The following is a 23731-nucleotide window of genomic DNA, read 5'->3' as shown; positions in this document are numbered from 1 at the left end:
CTGAACGAATGAGAGCTCAATTGTCATGAGGCAGGCTGCGCAGGGATCCATCTTTACGGGCGCGAATGATGCGAGCCGGCTTTTCACATGCATGAGGTGCGACCGTGGTTTGACATGGCTATCTCCCCGGTGACCCTGCTTGCTATGTGCTTGTGTGCGACGACGTTCATTCCATCAACGGCCGTGGCAGCAAGTGGGCGGATCACATTCTCAGGTGCCATTGTCGAGCCGACTTGCAGTGTTTCGACGGCGGACAACACGGCGGCTGCGGTCGATGCATCACAAACGGAAGTCCGCATGGATCGACTGGCTTGCAACAGATCCGGCAACGCGAGTAGAGGGGCATCGCCGACCTATGCATTGACGGTCATGCGCCTGTCGGGTTCGGTATCGGATCAAGTGCTGAAGTACTTCGATGCATACGTCAAGGAAGGTCGATCCGACGGTGCAGACCCGGTGTTGCTGACACAGACCTACGATTGATGTGTTGAATCCGATCAAACCATGGAGTTGCCGATGTGAGTATCGTAATCAAGGTCAAGGAAGGTGCTGACGGGTTATGGAACGTTTGCCGCGACATCAATCCCGTGGTCATGCAGCTAAGTCTAGGCTCTGCCATACGAATAGCACGAGGCTTGGGTCGTGCGACCCATGACGACACCGGCATGGCGGTACTCGTCGTGATGATCTGTCCCATCGGCATGACCCTTCTGGCGAGGTATGCAAGACCTGCCATCCAACACAGCACCGCGGCGGCTTGAAGGGAGTCGGGCTTTTCCAAATCCCCGCAGAACGATGACTACGAGAGTCAGGGACGAAGCGAGCGATTAGCCGGCTGTTCTCATTGGGTTTGGCCGCAGCCAGGCAACGGGAGACCGGCTTCCACCGCCACTTTATGCACTATATGCGTGCGGCGTTATGGCGCCCAGGCGGCCTGACGGCGGTCACCCGCTATACTTTCCCGATGAAGCCCGCCTATTCCATTCGTTGTCACCATGCCTGTGCCTGCGTGCATAAAATGCAGTGGCGAAACCTTGACGTGGTGCGGTTTGTCGACCACGCTGCGGGTTTGGGTGCCATCGGATGAATGCCCAGCTTGAAGGCACATTGTTCGTGGTCGCCGCGCCTTCGGGTGCCGGCAAGTCCACCCTGGTCAATGCCCTGCTCGAGCGCGAACCGGCGATTTCGCTGTCGGTATCGCACACGACACGGCCGCCGCGCACGGGTGAGTTGTACGGGCGGCATTACTACTTTGTCGAGCGCGGCGAGTTCGAGCGCGAAATCGCCGAGGGCATTTTCCTCGAACATGCCGAAGTACATGGCAACTTGTATGGCACCTCGCGCTCCACGGTACAGACGCTGCTGACGCAGGGGCGCGACGTGCTGCTGGAGATCGACTGGCAGGGTGCCGAACAGATCCGCCGCAGCAAGCCCGATTGTGTCAGCGTGTTCATCCTGCCGCCGTCGCGGGCGGAACTTGAACGCCGACTGCGCGGTCGAGGTTCGGACAGCGCCGAGGTGATCGAGCGCCGCCTGCGCAATTCGCGCGGCGAGATCGCCCACGCGCATGAATTCGACTACATCCTGGTCAACGATGCGTTCGAGGATGCCCTGGACGACCTGCAGGCGATTGTGCGGGCGGTGCGCCTGCGCAGTGTCTTGCAATGGCAGCGGCATGAGGTCTTGATTGCCGAGTTGCTGGCTGCTGGAACCTGAGTTGAGACGCTGCCCCACGCATGGCCTTCGTAGCGCGCTTCGGCTACCTTGTCCGCTTCCCCAGAGTTATTGCTGCCCATGACCGACCCCGTTCGCGCCACGCCCGATGACAGCACCCTGGTGCGGATCCGTGGGCTGACCACGGTGCTCAACGGCAAGACCATCTTCGACGCCCTGGATCTGGATATCCCGCGCGGCAAGGTCACCGCGATCATGGGTCCCAGCGGCACCGGCAAGACCACCCTGCTCAAGCACATCACCGGGCAGATGCGTGCCGATGCGGGCGAGATCCGCGTCAATGGCCAGAATGTGGCCGACCTGTCGCGCGAACAGCTGTACAAGCTGCGCGAGGGGATCGGTTACCTGTTCCAGAACTCGGCCCTGCTGACCGATTTCGACGTGTTCGAGAACGTGGCGTTTCCGCTGCGCCAGCATACGAAGCTGCCAGAAGTGCTGATCCGCGACCTGGTGCTGCTGAAGCTGCAGGCGGTGGGCCTGCGCGGTGCCGCGCGGCTGATGCCGAACGAGCTGTCCGGTGGCATGGCGCGGCGCGTGGCGCTAGCGCGGGCGATCGTGTTCGATCCGATGCTGATCCTGTACGACGAGCCGTTCGTGGGGCTCGATCCGGTGGCGCTGAACCAGGTGTTGAAATTGATCCGTACGCTCAACCAGACCCTTGGCATCACCAGCGTGTTGGTGGCGCACGAGCTCGAGGCGATCAAGCAGGTCGCCGATCATATATTCCTGATCGCCAATGGCAAGGTGGTGGCGCAGGGCAATCCGATGACCATCGCGAATGACGGTTCGCCGTGGACGCGGCAATTCTTCGGCGGTGAGGCGGATGGCCCGGTGCCGTTCCAGTATCCGGCCGGCGATCTGGCGCAGGCGCTGGGCTTTACCGGAGCAGCGAAATGAACGTGCGCGCACCACAGAGCAACAACGTGGTGATCCAGTCGCTGACCCAGATCGGCAACTGTGGCCTGTTCCTGCTCACCTTGCTGATGGCGATTCCGCGCAGCTTCCGTTATATCCGCGAGACGATCCGCCAGCTGTGGTTCGTCGGCGCGATGAGTCTGACCATCATCATGGTCTGCGGCCTGTTCATCGGCATGGTGCTGATGCTGCAGCTGTACAACGTGCTGTCGATTTTTGGCAGCACCTCGGCCAGCGGCATGGTGGTGGCGCTCGCGGTGTATCGCGAGCTGGGGCCGGTGGTGACCGCGCTGCTGTTCGCCGGGCGCGCCGGCACCTCGATCACCGCCGAAATCGGCCTGATGCGCGCCACCGACCAGATCGACGCGATGGAGATGATGGCGGTCGACCCGATTGCCTACGTCGCCACGCCGCGTTTCCTGGCCGGCCTGCTTGCCATGCCGTTGCTGTGCTGTGTGTTTTGCGCGATGGCGATCTTCGGCGGCCACCTGGTCGGCGTGACCTGGCTCGGCATCGATAACGGCACGTTCTGGTCGAATATGACCGCGGTGGTGGTCGTGCATACCGACATCGTCAACGGCGTGCTGTTCAAGAGCCTGGTGTTCGGTGCGGTGGTGTCGCTGATCGCGGTATTCCAGGGTTTCACCACGCCGCCGACCAGCGAGGGTGTCGCCTATGCCACCACCCGCACGGTGGTCGCCTCGTCGATCGCCATCCTGGCATTGGACTTCGTGCTTACCGCCTTCCTGATGTGACTGTCATGACCAATCGTTTTTCGTTGAGGATTCTGCCGTGAGCCAACAGAGAAGTTCCTATGCCGTCGGCACCGGCCTGTTCATCGTGCTCGGTTTCGCTGCGCTGGCCTACCTGGCGACGCAGACCAGTTCGGTGGCAAATGTGCACCAGGGCGCCAGCTATACCGTGGATGCGCATTTCGCCAACATCGGCCAGCTGAAGGAGCGTGCACCGGTGAAAGTTGCCGGCGTGCGGATTGGCCAGGTGCAGTCGATCACGCTGGAGCCGGGTCAGGAAGTGGCCGACGTGAAGCTGAAGATCGACAACAACTACGACAAGATCCCGCTCGATTCGGTGGCGACGATCTACACCAGTGGACTGCTGGGTGACCAATACATCGGCATCCTGTACGGCACGTCGAAGAAAACCGTGGCCGACGGCGGCACGCTGGCACTGACCAAGCCGGCACAGCAGTTGGAAGAGATGATCGGCAAGTTCTTTGGCGCAGGTGGTGTGGCCGACAATCTAGGTGGCACGTATTCAGTGAAGGCTGATTTCACCAATGTCGGTGCACTCTCGGTCGGCGCTCCGGTGAAGATGGCCGGCGTGCCGATAGGCAGTGTGCAGGCAATCGTCGCCGATCCGGTGAAGCTGGATGCCAAGGTCACGCTGGCGATCGACAAGCGCTATAACGCGATTCCCGATGATTCGTCCGCCGCAGTGTTCACCAGCGGTTTGATCGGCACCCAGTATGTTGCGATCCAGCCCGGCGGTTCGCCCGATGCGCTCAAGGACGGCGACGAGATGGTGCTGACCCAGTCCGCGATGCAGCTGGAAGACCTGATCGGCAAGTTCCTGGTCAACGGTTCGTCCAGCTCGTCCAGTCCGTCCAGCGACAAGAAAGATGCCGGCAACGGCAAATCGTCCGATACCCCCGCCCCCGCCGGCAAGCATTGAGCCGGCTCAGCTGAAGGAGTTACCCATGTTGCGCAGACTGGCTCTTGCCACCGCCATTGCAATGGGCGTCATTGCCGTAGCCCCGGCGGCATTCGCTCAAGGCGCCGCTCAGGACGCTGCCCCGGCGACGGCCCCCGCCACCCAGCAGACTCCCGAACAGATCGTGCAATCGATTGCCGATCAGCTGTCCAATGACATCGACGGCCACCGTCAGGAGTTGCAGCACAACCAGGAAAAGTTGGTCAGCATCATCGATGAGGTGTTCCTGCCGCATTTCGACGTCGACTATGCCTCGATCCTGGTGCTCGGCCAGCACGCCCGTGAGGCGACGCCGGAACAGCGCGACCGTTTCTCCAAGGCGTTCTACAACTCGATCACCCACCGTTACGCCTCGGGCCTGCTCGACTACACCCGCGGCCGCGTCAAGGTGTTGCCGTTCAACGGCGACCTCAACGACAAGCGCACTGTGGTACGCACCCAGGTGCTGATGGACGACGGCAAGTCGGTGTCGATCGACTACGCGTTCCGCAAGAGCCGCAGCGGCGACTGGAAGGCCTACGACGTGATCATCGAGGGCATCTCCTACGTCACCAATTACCGCAATCAGGTGGATGCGGAGATTCGCAAGGTCGGTATCGATCAGCTGATCAAGAACCTCGAGACCCAGGGCGAGAATGCCCTGAAAACGATGGAACAGGACAGCAAGGCCGGGAAGTGACGAACGCAGCCGAACATGGTGTTCAACTGACCACGAATACGCCGGGAACGCTCGGCGTGAGCGGCGTGCTGAGCTTCGATACGGCGGCGGCGGCGTTGCGGGCGATACAGGCCGCGTTGGCCGAAAACAAGGTGGCTCAACTCGATCTGGCCGGCGTGCGGTATAGCGACAGTGCGGGTCTGTCGTGCGTGCTTGCCGTGGTGGCCGAGGCCGCCCGGCGCGGACATGCCGTGCAGGTCATTCACATGCCGGCCGGCATGCAAGTGCTGGCACAGGTCTGTGAAGTCGATCGCCTGATCGGCTGACCCGCATAACGATGGCAGTAACGAAAGAAGGGGCCTGCGGGCCCCTTCTTCGTGTCGTACATCAAAGTCGCCGAAACTATCCGTTACTGTTTGGTGCCTTGATCCGGGTGCGCGTTTTGCCACTGATGCTGCTGATCCAGCAATTGATCGGGGTCGAAGTCCTTGTTGTCGAGACCCTGCATCTGCTCGATGACCGAGTCCGGCACGTGGCCGTCATACAGCTGGTAAAGCCGTTGCTGGCGATAGGCATCGCGTATGAACGCGTAGGGATCGTAGGCCGATTGCAGGAAACTCTCGGCATCGATGTACTGGGAGCGCAGCGACACCAGGTACAACACTTGAGGGAGATAGTACTGGCCGTACCTGAAGGAGTGGTCGCGTTCGAAGTAAGCCAGTGGATCGAAGAAGTAGCCATCGACCGGTAGCTGCCACACGTCGCGGAAAGTGGACGGCCCGAAGAACGGAAGCATCACGAAGTCACCATCCGGAACCCCCCAGCGGGCCAGTGTGATGCCGAAGTCGGTCTTGTCCTGTGGTATGCCCATCTTGCTGGCCGGATCGAAAATGCCACCAATGCCCAGCGTCAGGTTGACCAGGAAGCGACCGGTACCTTGCGCGGCCTGCTTCGGCCGCGCCTGCAGCAGATCGTTGGCGATCGTGATCGGCATGTGGAGGTTGCTGAAGAAGTCGCTGACCGAGCTGCGCACTGGTTCGTTGGTCACGTTGCGATAGCCCACCGCCACCGGGCGAATGATCGCCTTGTCCAGCGAATTGTTGAAGGCGTAGACCTTGCGGTTGACCTTCTCCAGCGGATCGTCGGTACGCGGCTTGGCGATCGTGCAACCAGCCAGCAGCGCAAGGGCGAGCAGGGGCAGGCAGCGGCTCAGGGCGGGGAAGCGCGGCAGTGGGGGCATGGGAGCTGGGGATCGCGGCGAGGGCGGGATAATTGTACCGTCTGGTTTTATATCTTGCACGGCTTTCGGTGCGCTTTCGCTGGCGGTGCGCCCGAACCTGCCCAGCCGACCATCATACGCGCCGCTCAGATTGCCAGCCAAGCACCTGCTGGCTACACTGTCAGACCATATAAGTTATTTATTCCCTAAGGATTTCGCATGGCACGCATTACCGTGGAAGACTGCCTCGAGGTAGTCGACAACCGTTTCGAGCTGGTGCTGATGGCGACCAAACGCGCACGTCAGCTGGAAAAGGGTGCCGAACCGGCCGTCAATCCTGACCATGACAAGCCGACCGTGCTGGCGCTGCGCGAGATCGCCGCGCGCCGCATCGATCAGGCCACGATCGACCAGATCGACAAGGCTGAGCGCGAGCGGGCCGAGCGCGAAGCGCTGGAATGGGCTGCGGCCGAAGTCGACGACGACCTCTCCAAAGGTGGCGATGACTGATGGATGGCGGCGGCTGTAGAACGCGTGATCGCCACACCGGCTTGCCCGGTGTGATGGATCACGCGCGTTCGGCCGCCAGTCAGTTTCCCAGTCGCGAGGTGGGTGCCTGAGCCGGCGCCAGCAACGATGACCGTGGCCACGCCCCCCGCCTCCGTCGACCTGTCCACGTTGCCGCCGTATGTGCTGGCACTGAAAGAACGCATTGCCTACCTGCCCGAAGCGCAGGTCGAACGGGTTCTGCGCGCGTTCCAGATCGGCGCGCTGGCGCACGAGGGTCAGGAGCGCAAGAGCGGCGAACCATACATCACGCATCCGGTGGCGGTAGCCGGCATTCTGGCCGAGCTGGGGCTGGACGCCGAGACGATCATCGCGGCGATTCTGCACGACACCCTGGAAGACACCGAGCTGACCCGCGAGTCACTGGCCGCCGAGTTTGGCGAGGTGGTGGCCGAACTGGTCGATGGCGTCACCAAGCTGGACAAGATGCGTTTCGGCAGTCGCCAGGAGGCCGATGCGGAAAGCTTCCGCAAGATGCTGCTGGCGATGGCGCGCGACCTGCGCGTGATCCTGATCAAGCTGGCCGACCGCCTGCACAACATGCGCACGCTCGGCGCCAAGGACGCGCCCTCGCGCCGCCGCATCGCGCGCGAGACGCTGGAGATCTTCGCGCCGATCGCACAGCGGCTGGGCATGAACAAGTTCAAGGCCGAGCTGCAGGATCTGGGCTTTCGCGCGTTGTATCCGGATCGCTACCGTGTGATCAGCGAGCGCATCCGCGCAGCGATCGGCAACCGCCGCGAGGCGATGGGCCGGATCGAGGCGGCACTGTCGGCGCGGCTCAATACCGATCATCTGCAGAACCACGTGGTCGGCCGGATCAAGTCGCCGTGGAGCATCTATTCGAAGATGCGCGGCGAGCACAAAAGCTTCAACCAGTTGATGGACGTCTACGGTTTTCGCGTGGTCGTCGACAACGCGATGAGCTGCTACATGGCGCTCGGCGCGGTGCATGCGCTGTACAAGCCGGTTGACAAGCGTTTCAAGGATTTCATCGCGATCCCCAAGGGGAACGGCTACCAGTCGCTGCACACCGTGTTGCTGGGGCCGTTCGGTGCGCCGATCGAAGTGCAGATCCGCACGCCCGAAATGGATTCGGTGGCGGAAAGCGGCGTCGCCGCACACTGGGCCTACAAGACCGAAAGCGGACCGGCCAACAGTGCGCAGGCGCGTGCACGCGAATGGCTGTCCTCGCTGGCGGACAGTTCCGCGAACACCGTTTCGTCGTCGGAGTTCATCGAGAACGTCAAGATCGACCTGTTCCCCGACGAGGTCTACCTGTTCACCCCGCGCGGAGACATCCTGTCGCTGCCGCGCAACGCCACCGCGCTGGACTTCGCCTACGCCGTGCACACCGATGTCGGCGATCATGCGGTGGCCGCGCGCGTCGACAAGAAGCTGTTGCCGTTGCGCACGCGACTGGAGTCGGGCCAGCTGGTGGAAATCATCACTGCACCGTCGGCGGTACCGAATCCGGCATGGCTGGAGGTGGTGGTTACCGGCAAGGCGCGCACCGCGATCCGCCAGTATCTGAAGCATCTGCAGCACGAGGATGCGGTCGATTTCGGCCATCGCATGCTCGACCGCGCGCTGGACGCGCAGGGCAGCAGCCTGGATGGTATCCCGGCTGCCGTGCTGGATCGTTTCCTCGAAGCGTCCAAGCTCAAGCGGCTGGAGGAACTGCTGTCCGACATCGCCCTGGGCAATCGCATGCCCGACGTGGTAGCCAGCCAGTTGCTGGGGTCGCGCAGCAAGCGGATTGGCGGCAAGACGCAGGTATCGCCGCATGTGCACGAGAAGATCCGCATCACCGGCGCCGAGCGTGGCGTACTCAGCTTTGCCAACTGCTGCCATCCGCTGCCGGGCGACGACATCATCGGGTACCTTTCCTCGGGCAAGGGCATCGTGGTGCATCGCGAGGAATGCCCGAACGTGATCGAGCTGCGCAAGTCGCCAGAGCGTTGCGTGGCGATCGAATGGGATCGCGATGTGGAAGGCGATTACCGGGCCGAGCTGCGCATCGAGGTGATCAATCGCCCTGGCGTGCTGGCCACGGTGGCCGCTGCGATCGCCGCGGCCAATTCGAATATCGAGAACGTCGAATACGTCGAGCGCGATGCCTCTGCCGCGACCCTGCTGTTCGCACTGGAAGTAAAGAATCGCAAACACCTGGCCGACGTAATCCGCCGCGTGCGCCGTACCGGCGTGGTCAGCGGCGCGTATCGATATCCGTTGTAGAGATAGTGAGTGGAGAGGAGTGAGAAACGAGGGCTGGTAACATCCCACTCTCGTTTCTGACTCCTCTCCACTCTCCACTCGAGGAAGCCCCCATGTCCCGCAGCATCATCGCCACTGAACTGGCGCCAGCAGCGATCGGTCCGTATTCGCAAGCCGTACGCGCTGGCAACACCGTGTACTTCTCCGGCCAGATTCCGCTCGACCCGGCCACGGCCGCGCTGGTCGATGGCGACATCACGGCGCAGACGCGACGCGTGTTCGACAACCTCGCCGCCGTGGCGCAGGCCGCTGGTGGTTCGCTGGCGCAGATCGTGCGCGTCGGCATCTACGTCACCGACCTGGCGAACTTCGCCGCCGTCAACGCAGTGATGGCCGAGTATTTCCAGCCGCCGTACCCGGCACGCTCCACCATCGAGGTATCGGGACTACCGAAGGCGGCGCAGGTCGAGGTCGATGCGGTCATGGTACTGCCGTAACAAGGCAGCCTTGACGGGGATGAACTGATCGCGTCCAACGGCCAGAGCCGACAGATATCGTCGCTGTCCGGCTTACGACGACGGGTGGCGCTCGGTTAGGCTTGCCTGACATGACCGTCCGCACCCCCCGTTCTGTTTCCATAGCTGGCGCCGATCCCGGCATCGCTCCGATCAGCGCATTGCCGGGCATCAGCCCGTCGCTGGTGGCGGCACTCGCCCGGCTGGGGCTCGCGCGGGTACAGGATCTATGGTTTCACCTGCCGCTGCGCTACGAGGACAAGACCAGCGTTACCGCCATCGCCGATCTACACGTCGGCGAGCGGGCGCAGGTCGAAGGCGTGGTCGAGGCGGTCGAGCGTGGCTTCCGTTATCGCCCGCAGTTGAAGGTGGCGATTGGCGATGCCAGCCAGCAGACCCTGCTGTTGCGTTTCTTCCATTTCAATCGCGCGCAGGCCGAGCAGTTGCTGCCCGGGACGCGTCTGCTTTGTTTTGGCGAAGTGCGGCATGGCGCGCAGGGACTGGAGATGGTGCATCCGCAATATCAGCGGCTGAGTGGCGATGACGTCGTCATCGTCGATGAATTGCTCAGCCCGATCTACCCGACTACGGAAGGCCTGGGGCAGAAGCGGCTGGCCGGTGTGATCAGCAAGGCGCTGGCGCTGCTGCCGCCCGCGGAACAGCTGGAATTGATCCCGCCCCGCTTATGCGCAGAGCATGGCCTCACCTCGCTGCGCGATGCGTTGCTGTATGTGCATCGGCCACCGCCGGACGCGCATCTGGGTCAGCTCACACTCGGCCATCATCCGGCGCAACAACGGCTGGCGTTCGAGGAGCTGCTGACCCAGCATCTGAGCCTCAAGCGCATGCGTGCGGCGGTACGCAGCCGGCATGCGCCGGCACTGGGCGGCGATGGCAGCTTGCGCCAGCAGTTGCTCACTGGCTTGTCGTTCGAGTTGACCGCGGCGCAACAGCGCGTCAGCGCGGAAGTCGCACGTGATCTGGCGCAGTCCAAGCCGATGCTGCGGCTGGTGCAGGGCGATGTCGGCAGCGGCAAGACGGTGGTAGCCGCGCTGTCTGCGCTGGCCGCAGTGGAGTCGGGCTATCAGGTGGCGTTGATGGCACCGACCGAGTTGCTGGCCGAACAGCATCTGCACAATTTCCGGCACTGGCTGCAGCCGCTCGGCATTGAGGTCGAGTGGCTGGCCGGCAAGGTCAGTGGCAAGGCGCGCAAGCAGGCGCTGGAGCGGGTCGCTGCCGGTGCATCGGTCGTGATCGGCACGCATGCTCTGATGCAGGAGGGCGTGGCATTTGCGCAGCTCGGGCTGGTGATCGTCGATGAGCAGCATCGCTTCGGCGTGCAGCAGCGTCTCGCGTTGCGCGACAAGGGCAAGGATGGCGAACTGGGACCGCACCAGCTGGTACTAACGGCCACACCGATCCCGCGCACGTTGGCGATGAGCGCCTATGCCGACCTGGATGTGTCCTCGATCGACGAGTTGCCGCCCGGCCGCACACCGGTGCAGACCATCGCGATCTCCAATGCGCGTCGCGTCGAGGTGATCGAGCGCATCCATGTGGCCTGCGGCGAAGGGCGGCAGGTGTACTGGGTTTGCACGCTGATCGAGGAATCCGAGCAGCTGCGCGCGCAGGCGGCCGAAGTGGCGCACGCCGAGCTGTCGGCTGCGCTGGCCGGTTTCAAGGTTGGCCTGATCCATGGCCGCATGAAGCCGAAGGAAAAGCAGCTCGTGATGGATGCGTTCAAGGCCGGTGAGCTGTCGGTGCTGGTGGCGACCACGGTGATCGAGGTCGGCGTGGACGTGCCCAAAGCCAGCCTGATGGTGATCGAGAACAGCGAGCGGCTGGGGCTGGCTCAGTTGCATCAGCTGCGCGGCCGGGTCGGTCGTGGTGCGCTCGCGTCAAATTGCGTGCTCCTCTATCAGCCGCCGTTGGGCCAGTTGGCGCGAGAGCGGCTGCAGGTGATGCGCGAAACCAACGATGGCTTTCGCATCGCCGAGAAGGATCTGGAACTGCGTGGCCCCGGCGAAGTACTCGGCACCCGTCAGACGGGTCAGCTCAGTTTCCGTATCGCTGATCTTGCGCGTGACGCCCATTTGCTGCCGGCCGTACAGCAGGTGGGCGAACGCATGCTGGCAGAGCAGCCGCAGCAGACCGAGCGATTGATCGAGCGCTGGATCGGCGGTGCCGCGCGTTATGTGCATGCCTGAAGCGCATTGGCGGCGGCAGGTCGCAGGCTATTCCGAACTACCTGTTCCATCTAAGCTATTCCATTGCATCGACACGACTGACACCTGATGAGCAAACCGCAACTGCTGATTGATACCGACCCCGGCGTGGACGACGCGCTGGCCATCCTGATGGCGCACGCGCATGCCGATATCGCCGGCCTGAGCATTGCTGCCGGCAATGTGGGACTCGGGCATACCGTGCGCAATGCGCGCACGCTGGTCGATCTGCTCGGCGCCGACACTCCCGTGTTTGCCGGCTGTGCCACGCCACTGGTGCGTGCGCCGGAGGAGGATGCCGCGTTCGTGCATGGTGCGGATGGTTTTGGCGACATCGGCTTTCCCGAGCCGAAAGCTGTACCGACCGCCGAATCAGCAGCCTTGGCCCTGCTGCGCCTGACCCGCGAGCGCCCCGGCGAACTGACCCTGGTGGCGCTGGCGCCGCTGACCAATCTCGCGCTGGCGCTGCGGCTCGACCCCACGCTGCCCGAGCGGGTGGCGCGACTGGTGGTGATGGGCGGCGCGGTGACCGGTCACGGCAACACCGGCAACGTGCCGGCCGAGTTCAATGTCGGCTTCGATCCGGAGGCGGCGCACGTGGTATTCGAGGCGTTCCCGTCGTTCGATCTGGTCGACTGGGAGGCTACCTTGCGGCATGCATTCGACGATGCCGAATTCGATCGCTGGCTGGCGGCCGGTGACCATCGCGCCGATTTCTTTGCGCAGATCGTCGCCACCGCGCGCCGCTACAACGCCAAGCATGATCGCAGCGGGGTGATCGCCGCCGACGCACTGGCGATGGCGGTGGCCATCGACCCGTCGATCGTCACCCGCAGCGAGATGCGCGCGGTGGCAGTGGAGCTGGATGGGCGCCTGACCCGCGGCGCCACCGTGGTCGACTGGGCCGGGCGGCTGGATCGGCCAGCCCAGGCGAACATCGTGCTGGAAGTGGACCAGTCCCGCTTTGCCGCGATGGTGCGACGCGCCTTGGGGGCGGAAGCCTGATCGGTTGCGGGCCTGCGTCAGCTGGGTCATCCCGCCGAATGGCCCCTCAGACTTGCGGCAACGGTCGATTCCTCGTTACAATACCGCTCTTGTCACCATCGCTTTAGAGCCTGTCATGAAGCCTGATATCCATCCGAACTACAACCCGGTGGTTTTCCAGGACCTGTCGTCCGACTTCTCGTTCCTGACCAAGTCGACCATGTCCAGCAAGGAAACCATCAAGTGGGAAGACGGTAACGAGTACCCGCTGATCAAGGTGGATATCTCCAGCCATTCGCACCCGTTCTATACCGGCAAGCAGAAGACGCTAGACGTTGGCGGTCGCGTCGACAAGTTCCGTCGCCGCTACGCGGGCGCTGCCAAGGAATAAAACGGCTGCATGGTCATCGTTATCTGATGGCCAGCCAGATCCGATTCGAGACACGGGGCGAGCGCAGGCTTGCCCCGTGTTTTTTCGTGCCCGCCATTCGACCATTCGCCATCGAATGTGTGCAGGGCCTTGTGCGATAATGGTGAGTGTCAGACGCCCTCGGCGTCCGTTGCATCGCATGCTTTCCCCGGCGTGCGATGCCAAGCATTCCCTCGCCGGACAGCGCCGTCATCGCGGTTGCCGCCGGTGGTGACCCACATGAAGGAGGTTTCCGTGTCCGATTCCAAGATCGTCAAATTGGTGGATGAGTCGAATAACCGCAGCAGTGAGCTGCCGCTGATCAGCGGTACGCTCGGTCCGGCCTGCATCGACATCGGCACGCTGTACAAGGACACCGGCCATTTTACCTACGATCCCGGTTACGGCAGTACCGCCAGTACCAAGAGCGCGATCACCTACATCGACGGCGACGAGGGTGTACTGCTTTATCGCGGTTACCCGATCGAGCAGCTGGCGGAGAAGTCCAGTTTCCTTGAGGTGTCCTACCTGTTGCTCAATGGCGAGCTGCCGGACAAGACGCAGTTCGAGGGCTTCGAGCACCAGATCACGCATCACACGATGATGCACGAGGCGCAGAAGAACTTCTTCCAGGGCTTCCACCACGACGCGCATCCGATGGCAATGCTTGCCGCGGCAGTCGCGTCGCTGTCGGCGTTCTATCACGACGACCTGGATGTGGAGAACCCGGCCGATCGCAAGCTTGCCGCGATCCGCCTGATTGCCAAGATGCCGACCATAGCGGCCGCCTGCTTCCGTTATTCGGTGGGCTGGCCGATGCGCTATCCGCGCAACAACCTCGAGTACGTCACGCGTTTCCTGCACATGATGTTCGAGGTGCCGAGCGAGCCGCTGCAGTTGAATCCGGTCGCCGCCAAGGCGCTGGATCTGCTGTTCATTCTGCACGCCGACCATGAGCAGAATGCATCCACTTCGACCGTGCGCCTGGTCGGTTCCACCGGTGCCAACCCGTATGCGTCGGTTGCTGCCGGTATCACCGCGTTGTGGGGTCCGGCGCATGGCGGTGCCAATGAGGCTGTGCTCAAGCAGCTCAAGGAAATCGGCACACCCGACAATGTCGAGACCGCGGTCAAGCGCGCAAAGGACAAGAACGACAGCTTCCGCCTGATGGGCTTTGGCCATCGCGTCTACAAGAACTTCGACCCGCGCGCCAAGATCATCCGCGAGATGTGCCACAAGGTGCTGGCCGAGCTGGGCGTCAACGATCCGTTGCTGGATGTGGCAATGAAGCTGGAAGAGGCGGCACTGAAGGACGAGTACTTCGTCGAGCGCAAGCTGTATCCGAACGTTGATTTCTATTCCGGCATCATCTACAAGGCACTGGGCATCCCCACCGAGATGTTCACGGTGATGTTCGCGATCGCGCGCACCGCTGGCTGGATCTCGCACTGGATCGAGCAGCACGAAACGCCGGGATCGCGTATTGGTCGTCCGCGGCAGATCTATACCGGCGCCGGTGTGCGTGACTACGTGCCGTCCGCCAAGCGCTGATCGACGGTTCCATTGCCGCAAGACAAACGCCCCGACTTTGATCGGGGCGTTTGTGTGTTGGGGTCTGGCGAAACGGGCTCAGCGCAACGCGGCCGTGAGCCGCTGTTCGAACACGTCGTCGGAATCTTCCGCCAGCAGGATTTCCACCTGCGCCAGTGAGGCGCGGCGCATTGGCCGGTCATCGGCCCGATCCAGCGGCGCCTGGCGCAGGGCGTCGCGTGGCAGCACGGTCAGGTCGAACGGCAACTCGTCGGCGGCAAACAGCAGCACCGGATATTCGGGTTGCTCATCGCGGCCGTAGCGCAGGCGCCGGGTCTGCGTCTCGATCGGTACTCCGTGTTCGCGCAGGTACAGCCCGACCGCATCGGGATCATCGCTGAACACATGCAGGCATACCGCCGAATGCGCGTCGGCGGTGCCCTCGAGCACGGCGCCGACCAGGCGTGGTTCGAACGCGACGAGGAATTGCATCGCCTCGATGGCGGCCTCTCGTCGTTGACGCAGTAGCTGTGGCTGGCTGTCGGCGAGAAACAGGCGCTGGTGTTCGCGTAGCGCCTGCTCGATTTCCAGATTACGCGGCAACGCCTGCGCGTCGAGGATGCCGAGTCGTTCGGCGGCCTTCAGCTTGGCGTGATGAAAGTCGCGAATGCCGTGCTCGCTCATCAGGCGGGCGGCTTCCTGCGCGATGCGCAACCGGTTGCGTTGTACTCGATCATGCGCATGGATGCGGTGATGTTCGCCTCGCGACATGGCGTACTCCTCATCGTTCGGTAACCGGCGGCCTACACCTTACCCGAAGCGGCCGGCCAAAAGTTCAGAAGATCGGGGGTCGGAAGATCCAGGGTTCAGAAGATATCGTAGGCGTGCTGCTGATCCTGCTGGTCCTGCTGGGTGGCTTGTGCGCGCAGGCGATCAACATCTTCCACCTTGAAGATCTCGTTCATGCTGTTGGGATCGCCTGGCGACGTCGGCAAGCCGTTGTCCCGATTGATCAGCACCGTGCTAATGCCGGGCGGCATCTGCAAGGTGTTCTCCGGCAGGCCCTTCAGCACGGCGCCCATGTAATCCATCCAGATCGGCAAGGCGGCCTGGGCGCCGAATTCACCGACGCCGTTGGACTTGCCCAGTGCGCTGAAATCGTCGAAGCCGACCCATACCGCAGTTACCAGGTCGCCATTGAAGCCGACGAACCAGGCATCACGATGATCGTTGGTGGAACCGGTCTTGCCGGCCAGGTCGGCACGATCCAGCGCCTTGGCGGCGTAGCCGGTGCCACGGGGACTGGCGATCACGTCCTTCATCAGCGAGGTGACCAGGTAGTCGTTGCGTGGGTCGATCACGCGAGGGGCGAGCACGGGCGGGTGGCTGTTCTCGCCGTGGACGTCCGCAGGCAGTACCGCGACGCCCGTGCCATCGATGCTGCTGGCTTCAGCTGGTGCCTGGGCCGTACTGGACGCGACAATGTCGTTGGCCGGAGTCTTGAGCATGTCGGCCGGCGGCGGCCCTGGGGGACTCGTGTCGAGCAGGCGTTCCTGGCAGTTGCTGCAGGCGCGAGCGGGATTGGCCAAGTACACCGGCTTGCCATTGCGATCGTCGATCTCGCTGATGAAATACGGTGTGACCAGATAGCCGCCGTTGGCGAACACCGCGTAACCGCGTGCCATACCCATCGGCGATACCGAGGCCGTGCCGAGGGCCAGCGAAAGATTGGACGGCAGCGCGCCAAGCGGGAAGCCGAAACGGGTGGCGTACTCGCGCGCGAAGCGCAGGCCCATGGCATCGAGCAGGCGCACCGAGACAAGGTTCTTCGACTGCAGCAGGGCTTCGCGCAGGCGCATGGGGCCGGCGAACTTGCCGTCATCATTGGACGGCGTCCAGATGCCGCCGGGTAGCGAGGGATCTGGCAGCGCCAGTGGCGCGTCGTTGACGATCGAGGACGGCGTGAAACCCCGTTCGAAGGCCGCCGAATACAGGTACGGCTTGAAGCTGGAGCCAGGCTGGCGCGCTGCCATCACGGCGCGGTTGAACTTGCTGCGCCCGAAATTGAAGCCGCCGACCAGCGCCTGGATCGAGCCGTCTTCCGGATTGATCGAGGCCAGCGCAGCCTGGGCGGCCGGAATCTGGTCGAGTTGCCAGTCGCCCTTGTTGTTACGCGACAGCCGCACGATATCGCCGCGCTTCAGCACGCTGTCGACGCTGCTGGGTGCGGCACCGACACGGTTCTCGTCGATATGCGGGCGGGCCCAGCTGACAGCGGCTAGGTCGAGCTTCACGCTTTCATGGCTGGCCAGGTAAACAGTGGCTTCCTTCGCGCTGCTGGCCGTGACCAGTGCGGGCTGCAGCCCGGAGATGACGGTATAGCTGGATAGCAGGTTGTCGTAATCCTGTTCGCTGGCCTCGGCGGGCAGATCCTGATGTGCTTCCGGTCCACGCCAGCCATGCCGATGATCGTAGGAGGTCAGGCCATTGCGCAGCGCTTCCAGTGCCGCTTGCTGACGGCTGCTCTGCACCGTGGTCTTGACCACGTAACCTTCGGTCAGCGCATCATTGCCCAGGCGGTCGAGTACTTGCCGGCGCACCATCTCCGCCAGATAGGGTGCGTCCACCTCGATCGGCTGTTCGTGCGGGGAAGCGTGATTTGGCTCGGCGATGGCCTGCTCATACACCGCCCTGGTGATGTAGCCATGCCTGAACATTTCCCCCAGCACCCAGTTGCGTCGGGCAATCGCGCGCTTGGGACTGTTGAGTGGGTTGACCACCGAAGGCAGCTGGAAGGTGGAGGCGATCAGTGCGCATTCGGCCACGGTCAGCTGATCCAGCGTCTTGCCGTAGTAATACTCCGCAGCCGCGGCCACGCCGTAGGAGCGATGACCGAGGAACATCTTGTTGAGATACAACTCGAGGATCTGATCCTTGCTCAGCTCGTGTTCGATGCGCAGTGCGATGAAGATCTCGGTGAGCTTGCGCGAGTACAGCTTTTCAGGGCTCAGGAAGATGTTTCGCGCCACCTGCTGGGTGATCGTCGAGCCACCGGGGCCCTTGTCGCCGCCAGTCACCACGACATGCCAGCCGGCACGCACGATGCCATGCCAGTCGACGCCGGGATGATGGTAGAAGTCTGCATCCTCGGCCGAGAGCACCGCGTGCTTGAGCAGGTCCGGCACGTCGGCGATCGCCACCGGGATGCGTCGTGTTTCGCCGAAACTGGCAATCAGCTTGTCGTCGGCGCTCAACACGCGCAGCGGTACCTGCATGTGGTAGTCCTTGAGAACCGCCACCGAGGGGAGTCTGGGGGCTACCAGCCAATACGCCACACCTATCGCTATAACTGCCAGGAGCAAACCGGAAAAGGCCAGGATCAATGCCCAGCGCAACAAACGCTTCAAAATTCGCATGGTGTGGGGATAGCGAGACCTGAGTCAAAACATGGCAGAGTATAGATGTAGCAGTATTCTGCACATGAGGTGTAGTCGGCTAAAGCAAGGGTCGCGCCAAACTAGGTAAATCCGCAATTGTGTTGGACATCACGCGAATTACTTGAGAAAGTTCTTGTAGACCGTTGCCATTGCGTTAATTTTTCGATTTAATGCCACTGCGCATCCCGCCAGGATTCTGGTTGGGGCGCTAGGGGCAAGGGGGATACACCGTGGGGCTCTTTACACCCAAGAAGCCGGCGCTGATTGGTGTCGACATCAGTTCGACTGCCGTCAAGTTGCTGCAGCTAAGTCAAGCGGGCGGGCGTTACCGCGTGGAGCACTACGCGGTCGAGCCATTGCCACCCAATGCCGTGGTCGAGAAGAACATCGTCGAGGTCGAGGCGGTGGGCGATGCGATCCGCCGCGCGCTGGCGCGCTCGGGTTCCAAGCTCAAGCATGCAGCCGCCGCGGTGGCGGGGTCGGCTGTGATCACCCGCATCATCCCGATGACTGGGGAGCTTTCCGACGACGATCTGGAAGGCCAGATCCAAGTCGAGGCGAACCAGTACATCCCGTACCCGATCGACGAAGTGAGCCTCGACTACGAGGTGGTCGGACCGGTGCGCGACAACCCCGACATGAATAACGTACTGCTGGCGGCCTCGCGTACCGAGAACGTCGACATGCGCGTGGCGGCGCTGGATCTGGGCGGACTCACCGCCGGCGTGATCGATGTCGAGGCGTTCGCGATGGAAAACGCGTTCGCGATGGTCGCTGACCAGCTCAATGTCGGACGCGATGCATTGGTGGCGGTGGTCGACATCGGTGCCACCATGACCACGCTGTCCGTGCTGCGCAACCAGCGCACCATCTATTCGCGCGAACAGGTCTTCGGTGGCAAGCAGCTCACCGACGAGATCATGCGTCGCTTCGGGCTCTCCTACGAGGAGGCCGGCCGCGCCAAGCGCAAGGGTGGTCTGCCCGAATCGTATGAAACCGAAGCACTTGAACCGTTCAAGGAGTCGCTGATCCAGCAGATCAGCCGTCTGTTGCAGTTCTTCTTTGCCGGCAGTGAATACAGCAAGGTGGATCAGGTGGTGTTGGCCGGTGGTTGCGCCTCGATCGAAGGACTGGGGCCGATGCTGGAAGAGCAGCTCGGCGTGTCCTGCGTTGTCGCCAACCCGTTGGCTCGCATGTCGCTTTCGCCGCGGGTACAGGCGCAGTCGCTGGCCCAGGACGCTCCGGCATTGATGATCGCGGTCGGCCTCGCCATGAGGAGCTTCGACTGATGGCACACGTCAATCTACTACCGTGGCGCGCCGCACGACGCAAACAGCGGGAGCGCGAGTTCTATATGCAGCTCGCCGCTGCATTCGTGGCAGCATTCGCCGTCATGCTGATATGGGTGTTCTGGATGGATCAGCGCATCGATAATCAGAACGACCGCAACACGTACCTGCAGACTGAAATCAAGCAGCTGGACGTGCGCATCGCCAAGATCAAGGATCTGGAAACGGTGCGCGCGCATCTACTTGCACGCAAGCAGATCATCGAACAGCTGCAGGCCGACCGCTCGCAGATGGTGCACCTGTTCGACGAGCTGGTGCGGACGATCCCTTCCAGTGCACGCCTTTCCGGTCTGAAGCAGAGCGGTCAGTCGATGTCTCTCGACGGCGTGGCACAGTCCAACGCCAGCGTCGCCGAATACATGCGCAACATCGAGGTCTCACCTTGGATGGGGCACGCGGACCTGCGCAAGACCGAAAACAGCCATGACTCCTCCCGCATGCCATACACCTTTGGTCTGGACGTAGCGCTGAGCCGACCGAAGGCTGACGATGCGAAGAGCGGCAGCGACTCGGTTCCTGCCGATGCGAGCAGCGCTGCCAGCGTGCCAGCCGCTGCTGTTTCCGCGCCGGCGCCACTCGGGAATCCGGCCAAGGCAGTCACGGGCACTCCCACGGGCACCCCGGTCAGTAGCTCGCCAGCAAAGTCGACCAGCGCGTCCGTAGCGGTCAAGCCAGAAACCCATCCGGTGAGCGCGGCTACTACGGGAGGAACCAAGCCATGAAGTTCCTCGATGACATCCGCAACCTGGATCGCAACAACGTCGGTGGCTGGCCGCAATCGGTCAAGATCTTCTTCACTGTGCTGGTGTTTGCGGTGGTATTGCTGGTGGGCTGGTACTTCTTTGTCAGCGGTCAGCAGGACAGCCTGACCTCGCTGGCCAGCAAGGAAGAGGGCCTCAAGCAGGAGTTTTCGACCAAGCAGGCCAAGGCAGTCAACCTTGAGGCATTGCAGCAGCAGCTCGATGAGATGCAGGACATGCTGCGTCAGCTGCTGCGTCAGCTCCCCAGCAGAACAGAAATGCCCGAGCTGTTGGTGGATATCTCGCAGACTGCGTTGTCGGCAGGTTTGGAAACCGAGCTATTCCAGCCGGGCCCTGAGACGCCGAAGGACTTTTACGCCGAGAGGCCAATCACCCTGCGCATGACGGGTACCTATCACCAGTTCGGTACATTCATCAGCGGTGTGGCCTCATTGCCACGGGTTGTGATCCTGACCCTGCACGATGTCTCGCTGACCCCGAAGACGGCAACCAAGGGCGGCGCCGCTCCTGCGGATGGTCAACTTGTTCTGCAGGGCACCGTGAAGACCTACCGCTATCTGGATGACGAAGAGAGCGCAGCTGCGATCAAGAGCAACGCCAAGGCAGGGGGGCAGAAATGAACAAGTTTGCTGCCATCAAGCCGGCCCATGTGGCGCGACTGCTGCTGATGCTCGGTATTGCGATGGTTCTGAGCGGCTGTACCCGCGGCATGTCGGATCTGCGCGACTGGGTTGCGCAGGAAAAAGCCAAGAAGGGTGCGCCGATCCCGGCATTGCCAGTGATCAAGACGTTCGAGACATTCAAGTACGACGATCAGGACAAGCGCGATCCGTTCAGTCCGAGCACGGTTGAACTGCAGAACAACAACGCTAGCAACGGTCCGCGGCCAGACGCCAACCGTCCGAGGGAGCCGCTGGAGATGTTTTCCCTCGACACCCTGAAGATGGTCGGCACGCTTGGTACCGGCAGCAGCCTGGAAGTACTGGTCAAGGATCCGGGTGCAGTGATCCATCGGGTCCACGTCGGTGAATACATGGGCCAGAACTACGGGCACGTCACGGCCATCAGCGATGACCATATTGATCTGGTCGAGCTGGTATCCAACGGTAATGGTGGCTGGATGGAACGTCCGGCCAGCATCGCGCTCGACGCGAAATAGGTAGACAGGGGCTGATGCTAATGACCAACCAAATCCAATCCGTCCGGGGCCGTGTCATGCGCCATGCGAGCCGTTACATGCTGATGGGCCTGTTGATCGCCAGTGCTACCTGGGCCAGCGCCGCGATGGCAGCCAGCACCACACTGAAGAACATCAGCTACGACACACTGCCAGGTGGCAGTGTCCAGTTGCATATGGACTTCGGCAGTGGCCCGGTGCCGCAACCGAGGATCTTCACCACCGGCAACCCGCCACGCATTGCAATCGACTTTCCCGATACTGACAATGCAGCCGCACGCCACCTCGACATTGGCAAGGGCTCGACCTCCGGCGTATCAGCGGTCGAGGCCGGCGGCCGTACCCGGGTGGTGATTGAACTGATGCGCGAGTCGAGCTATCGCTCGCGGGTCGAAGGCAACAGCCTGGTGCTGACCATCAACAACGGTACTTCAGATCAGTCCGTGACTACGGCGGCCACAATCGATCCGAGCAAGGCATTGCCCTCAGCATCAAATGGCCCGGCGATCTCCAATATCGACTTCCGCCGTGGCCCGAATGGCGAAGGTCGTGTATTGATCAGCTTCAGCGGCAGCGGCGCGAATGCCGAGATGACCCGCAAAGGCGACAAACTGCTGGTCACGATCGATCACGCCAACCTGCCAGCCAATCTCGCACAGCGCCTGGACACGCTGGATTTCGCCACGCCGGTGCAATCCGTCGTCACCCATGCAAGCATAGGTGGCGGTGCCCGCATGGAAATCGCGGTCAAGGGCGATGTTGATACTTCGGCCTACCAGACTCCTGATCAGTACGTGGTCGAAGTGGCGCCAAAGAAAGCCGATACCTCCAAGGCGGCCATGCTCGCCAAGATCGGCCAGGAGCCGAGCTATAGCGGTTCGCGTGTCACCTTCAATTTCCAGGACATCCCGGTGCGCTCGGCGCTGCAATTGATCGCTGATGTATCCAAGCTCAACCTGGTCGCTTCGGACAGCGTTGGCGGCAGCGTCACCCTGCGGCTGGTCAATGTGCCGTGGGATCAGGCCCTGGATGTGATCCTGCGTGCCAAAACCCTGGACAAACGCCGTAATGGCAATGTTATCTGGGTGGCGCCGCAGGCCGAGCTGGCCAAGTACGAGGAGGACGTTGCCAACGCCAAGCTGAAGGCGCAAGACACGGCAGAGCTGGTCACCGACTACGTGCCGATCAGCTACGGCAAGGCCTCGGACATCGCCAAACTGCTGACGTCCGGCGCCCTGCAAGCTCAAAATGGCGGTGGTGGTTCTTCCACCGCCAATCGCGGCTTTCTGTCGACCCGCGGCAGCGTCTCCTTCGACGTGCGCACCAACACGCTGCTACTCAACGACACACCAGAAAAGGTCAAGGAACTGCGTGATCTGATTGCCGTGCTGGACAAGCCGGTGCAGCAGGTGCTGATCGAATCACGCATTGTGATCGCCACGGATACCTTCTCCCGCGAGTTGGGTGCGAAGTTCGGCGTGAACGGTCGTCAGAATAATACTTCGTTCTCGAATTCCACTACCGCCACCACGTCCTTGCAGACAGGCGTCGGCGGCGGCAATGTGGTCTCGATCGGTGGCTCTGACCTGGGCGGTGGCACTACCGGTGGACTCAACGTCAATCTGCCTGCTGGCTCTGGCAGCCCTTCCGGAAGCATTGGCTTGGGGATACTCGGCGCCAATTATTCGCTGGATCTGGAGCTTTCCGCGGCACAGACCGAAGGTACCAGTGAAGTTATTTCCAGTCCTCGGGTGATCACCGCCAACAATGTCGAGGCGGATATCCGCCAAGGTCAGGAAATCGGTTACGTCACGTTCCAGAACACCTCCGGGGGCAGCGCCGGCAGCGGCACCGCCACGGTGGCGTTCAAGGATGCCGTACTGGAGTTGAAGGTGACCCCGACGATCACGGCGGACAACCGCGTCTATCTGACGATCAATGTCACCAAGGATGCGCTGGATGGTTACATCACGGTTCCGGGCAGCGGCCAGGTGCCGACCATCGACACCCGCTCGATCAACACCTCGGTGCTGGTGGACAATGGGCAAACCGTGGTGCTTGGCGGTATCTACGAGGTTGACAAGACCAACACGATCGTCAAAGTACCGGGTCTGGGGGACATCCCTGTTCTCGGTGCGCTGTTCCGGCAGACGACGCGTGGCGATACAAAGGCTGAATTGCTGATCTTCGTGACGCCGCGCATTCTCAGCAGCACATTGCAGTAAGTTTTACGTAATTCGAACAAAAAGAGAGGCGGCTTCGGCCGCCTCTCTTTTTGTGTTGTCCTGGCAGCGCCAGCCGCT

At 62.3% G+C, this 23731-nt stretch carries 22 protein-coding genes; 19 read left to right on the top strand and 3 right to left on the bottom strand.

What is annotated here, in order from left to right; genetic code table 11:
* Positions 1 to 114: 114 nt before the first annotated feature.
* From GSQ75_RS03875 to GSQ75_RS03845, 7 genes are all read left to right on the top strand, one after another.
* A complete protein-coding gene (locus GSQ75_RS03875) occupies positions 115 to 483 on the top strand; it encodes a hypothetical protein (RefSeq protein WP_158753193.1) in 369 nt (122 codons plus the stop codon).
* A gap of 600 nt (positions 484 to 1083) precedes the next feature.
* On the top strand, positions 1084 to 1716 hold the full coding sequence (gene gmk / locus GSQ75_RS03870) for a guanylate kinase (RefSeq protein WP_158753192.1): 633 nt from the start codon (positions 1084 to 1086) through the stop codon (positions 1714 to 1716).
* 78 nt (positions 1717 to 1794) lie between these two features.
* Positions 1795 to 2631: an ATP-binding cassette domain-containing protein gene (locus tag GSQ75_RS03865; protein ID WP_158753191.1), complete on the top strand. Its 837-nt coding sequence runs from the start codon at positions 1795 to 1797 to the stop codon at positions 2629 to 2631.
* On the top strand, positions 2628 to 3404 hold the full coding sequence (gene mlaE, locus GSQ75_RS03860; protein WP_158753190.1) for a lipid asymmetry maintenance ABC transporter permease subunit MlaE: 777 nt from the start codon (positions 2628 to 2630) through the stop codon (positions 3402 to 3404). The genes GSQ75_RS03865 and mlaE overlap by 4 nt, the downstream gene beginning before the upstream one ends.
* Before the next feature lie 37 nt (positions 3405 to 3441).
* Positions 3442 to 4341 (top strand): outer membrane lipid asymmetry maintenance protein MlaD, encoded by a 900-nt coding sequence (mlaD, locus tag GSQ75_RS03855; RefSeq protein ID WP_158753189.1) that lies wholly within the window; start codon positions 3442 to 3444, stop codon positions 4339 to 4341.
* Positions 4342 to 4366: 25 nt separating this feature from the next.
* Positions 4367 to 5059, top strand: coding sequence for an ABC transporter substrate-binding protein (locus GSQ75_RS03850; protein WP_158753188.1), 693 nt, complete (start codon positions 4367 to 4369; stop codon positions 5057 to 5059).
* Positions 5056 to 5364: an STAS domain-containing protein gene (locus GSQ75_RS03845; protein WP_158753187.1), complete on the top strand. Its 309-nt coding sequence runs from the start codon at positions 5056 to 5058 to the stop codon at positions 5362 to 5364. Before GSQ75_RS03850 ends, GSQ75_RS03845 begins: the two co-directional genes overlap by 4 nt.
* Before the next feature lie 83 nt (positions 5365 to 5447).
* On the opposite strand, the gene GSQ75_RS03840 is transcribed toward GSQ75_RS03845, so the two are convergent.
* A complete protein-coding gene (locus GSQ75_RS03840; protein ID WP_158753186.1) occupies positions 5448 to 6278 on the bottom strand; it encodes a VacJ family lipoprotein in 831 nt (276 codons plus the stop codon).
* A gap of 198 nt (positions 6279 to 6476) precedes the next feature.
* Between GSQ75_RS03840 and rpoZ the strand changes: the two genes are divergently transcribed.
* The 7 genes from rpoZ (at position 6477) to GSQ75_RS03805 (ending at position 14725) form a co-directional block, all read left to right on the top strand.
* A complete protein-coding gene (gene rpoZ, locus GSQ75_RS03835) occupies positions 6477 to 6767 on the top strand; it encodes a DNA-directed RNA polymerase subunit omega (RefSeq protein ID WP_007509529.1) in 291 nt (96 codons plus the stop codon).
* 126 nt (positions 6768 to 6893) lie between these two features.
* The gene (locus GSQ75_RS03830) at positions 6894 to 9062 is read left to right on the top strand and encodes a bifunctional (p)ppGpp synthetase/guanosine-3',5'-bis(diphosphate) 3'-pyrophosphohydrolase (RefSeq protein WP_158753185.1); all 2169 of its coding nucleotides are present in this window, start codon (positions 6894 to 6896) and stop codon (positions 9060 to 9062) included.
* 92 nt (positions 9063 to 9154) lie between these two features.
* Complete coding sequence (locus GSQ75_RS03825) at positions 9155 to 9538, top strand: RidA family protein (protein WP_158753184.1); 384 nt, start codon at positions 9155 to 9157, stop codon at positions 9536 to 9538.
* Between the two features lie 110 nt (positions 9539 to 9648).
* A complete protein-coding gene (recG, locus tag GSQ75_RS03820) occupies positions 9649 to 11763 on the top strand; it encodes an ATP-dependent DNA helicase RecG (RefSeq protein ID WP_158753183.1) in 2115 nt (704 codons plus the stop codon).
* Between the two features lie 87 nt (positions 11764 to 11850).
* Entirely contained in the window at positions 11851 to 12786 is a 936-nt protein-coding gene (locus GSQ75_RS03815; RefSeq protein WP_158753182.1) for a nucleoside hydrolase, read from the top strand.
* Positions 12787 to 12901: 115 nt separating this feature from the next.
* Positions 12902 to 13156, top strand: a complete 255-nt coding sequence (locus GSQ75_RS03810) for a type B 50S ribosomal protein L31 (protein ID WP_158753181.1) — start codon at positions 12902 to 12904, stop codon at positions 13154 to 13156.
* 273 nt (positions 13157 to 13429) lie between these two features.
* Positions 13430 to 14725 carry a citrate synthase gene (locus GSQ75_RS03805; RefSeq protein ID WP_158753180.1) on the top strand — a complete coding sequence of 432 codons (1296 nt, stop codon included), beginning with the start codon at positions 13430 to 13432 and terminating at the stop codon, positions 14723 to 14725.
* Positions 14726 to 14803: 78 nt separating this feature from the next.
* Here the strand turns inward: GSQ75_RS03805 and GSQ75_RS03800 are convergent, their stop codons facing one another.
* Positions 14804 to 15475, bottom strand: coding sequence for a hypothetical protein (locus tag GSQ75_RS03800; protein ID WP_158753179.1), 672 nt, complete (start codon positions 15473 to 15475; stop codon positions 14804 to 14806).
* Positions 15476 to 15570: 95 nt separating this feature from the next.
* Positions 15571 to 18120, bottom strand: a complete 2550-nt coding sequence (locus tag GSQ75_RS03795) for a penicillin-binding protein 1A (protein ID WP_158753178.1) — start codon at positions 18118 to 18120, stop codon at positions 15571 to 15573.
* A 251-nt stretch (positions 18121 to 18371) separates the two neighbouring features.
* Here GSQ75_RS03795 and GSQ75_RS03790 point away from each other — a divergent pair, with 251 nt between their 5' ends.
* From GSQ75_RS03790 to GSQ75_RS03770, 5 genes are read left to right on the top strand one after another with little or no spacing between them, the layout of a single operon-like run.
* Positions 18372 to 19430, top strand: a complete 1059-nt coding sequence (locus GSQ75_RS03790; RefSeq protein WP_158753177.1) for a pilus assembly protein PilM — start codon at positions 18372 to 18374, stop codon at positions 19428 to 19430.
* Complete coding sequence (locus GSQ75_RS03785; RefSeq protein WP_158753176.1) at positions 19430 to 20212, top strand: PilN domain-containing protein; 783 nt, start codon at positions 19430 to 19432, stop codon at positions 20210 to 20212. The genes GSQ75_RS03790 and GSQ75_RS03785 overlap by 1 nt, the downstream gene beginning before the upstream one ends.
* On the top strand, positions 20209 to 20871 hold the full coding sequence (gene pilO / locus GSQ75_RS03780; RefSeq protein ID WP_158753175.1) for a type 4a pilus biogenesis protein PilO: 663 nt from the start codon (positions 20209 to 20211) through the stop codon (positions 20869 to 20871). The genes GSQ75_RS03785 and pilO overlap by 4 nt, the downstream gene beginning before the upstream one ends.
* Entirely contained in the window at positions 20868 to 21410 is a 543-nt protein-coding gene (locus GSQ75_RS03775) for a pilus assembly protein PilP (RefSeq protein WP_158753174.1), read from the top strand. Before pilO ends, GSQ75_RS03775 begins: the two co-directional genes overlap by 4 nt.
* 56 nt (positions 21411 to 21466) lie before the next feature.
* Positions 21467 to 23653: a type IV pilus secretin PilQ gene (locus GSQ75_RS03770; protein WP_158753173.1), complete on the top strand. Its 2187-nt coding sequence runs from the start codon at positions 21467 to 21469 to the stop codon at positions 23651 to 23653.
* Positions 23654 to 23731 lie beyond the last annotated feature (78 nt).

It is taken from the genome of Dyella sp. S184 (genome assembly GCF_009766065.1).
Classification (GTDB): domain Bacteria; phylum Pseudomonadota; class Gammaproteobacteria; order Xanthomonadales; family Rhodanobacteraceae; genus Rhodanobacter.
The sequence above is the reverse complement of the archived record's forward strand: the minus strand, read 5'-3'. Positions and strand labels throughout refer to the sequence as shown.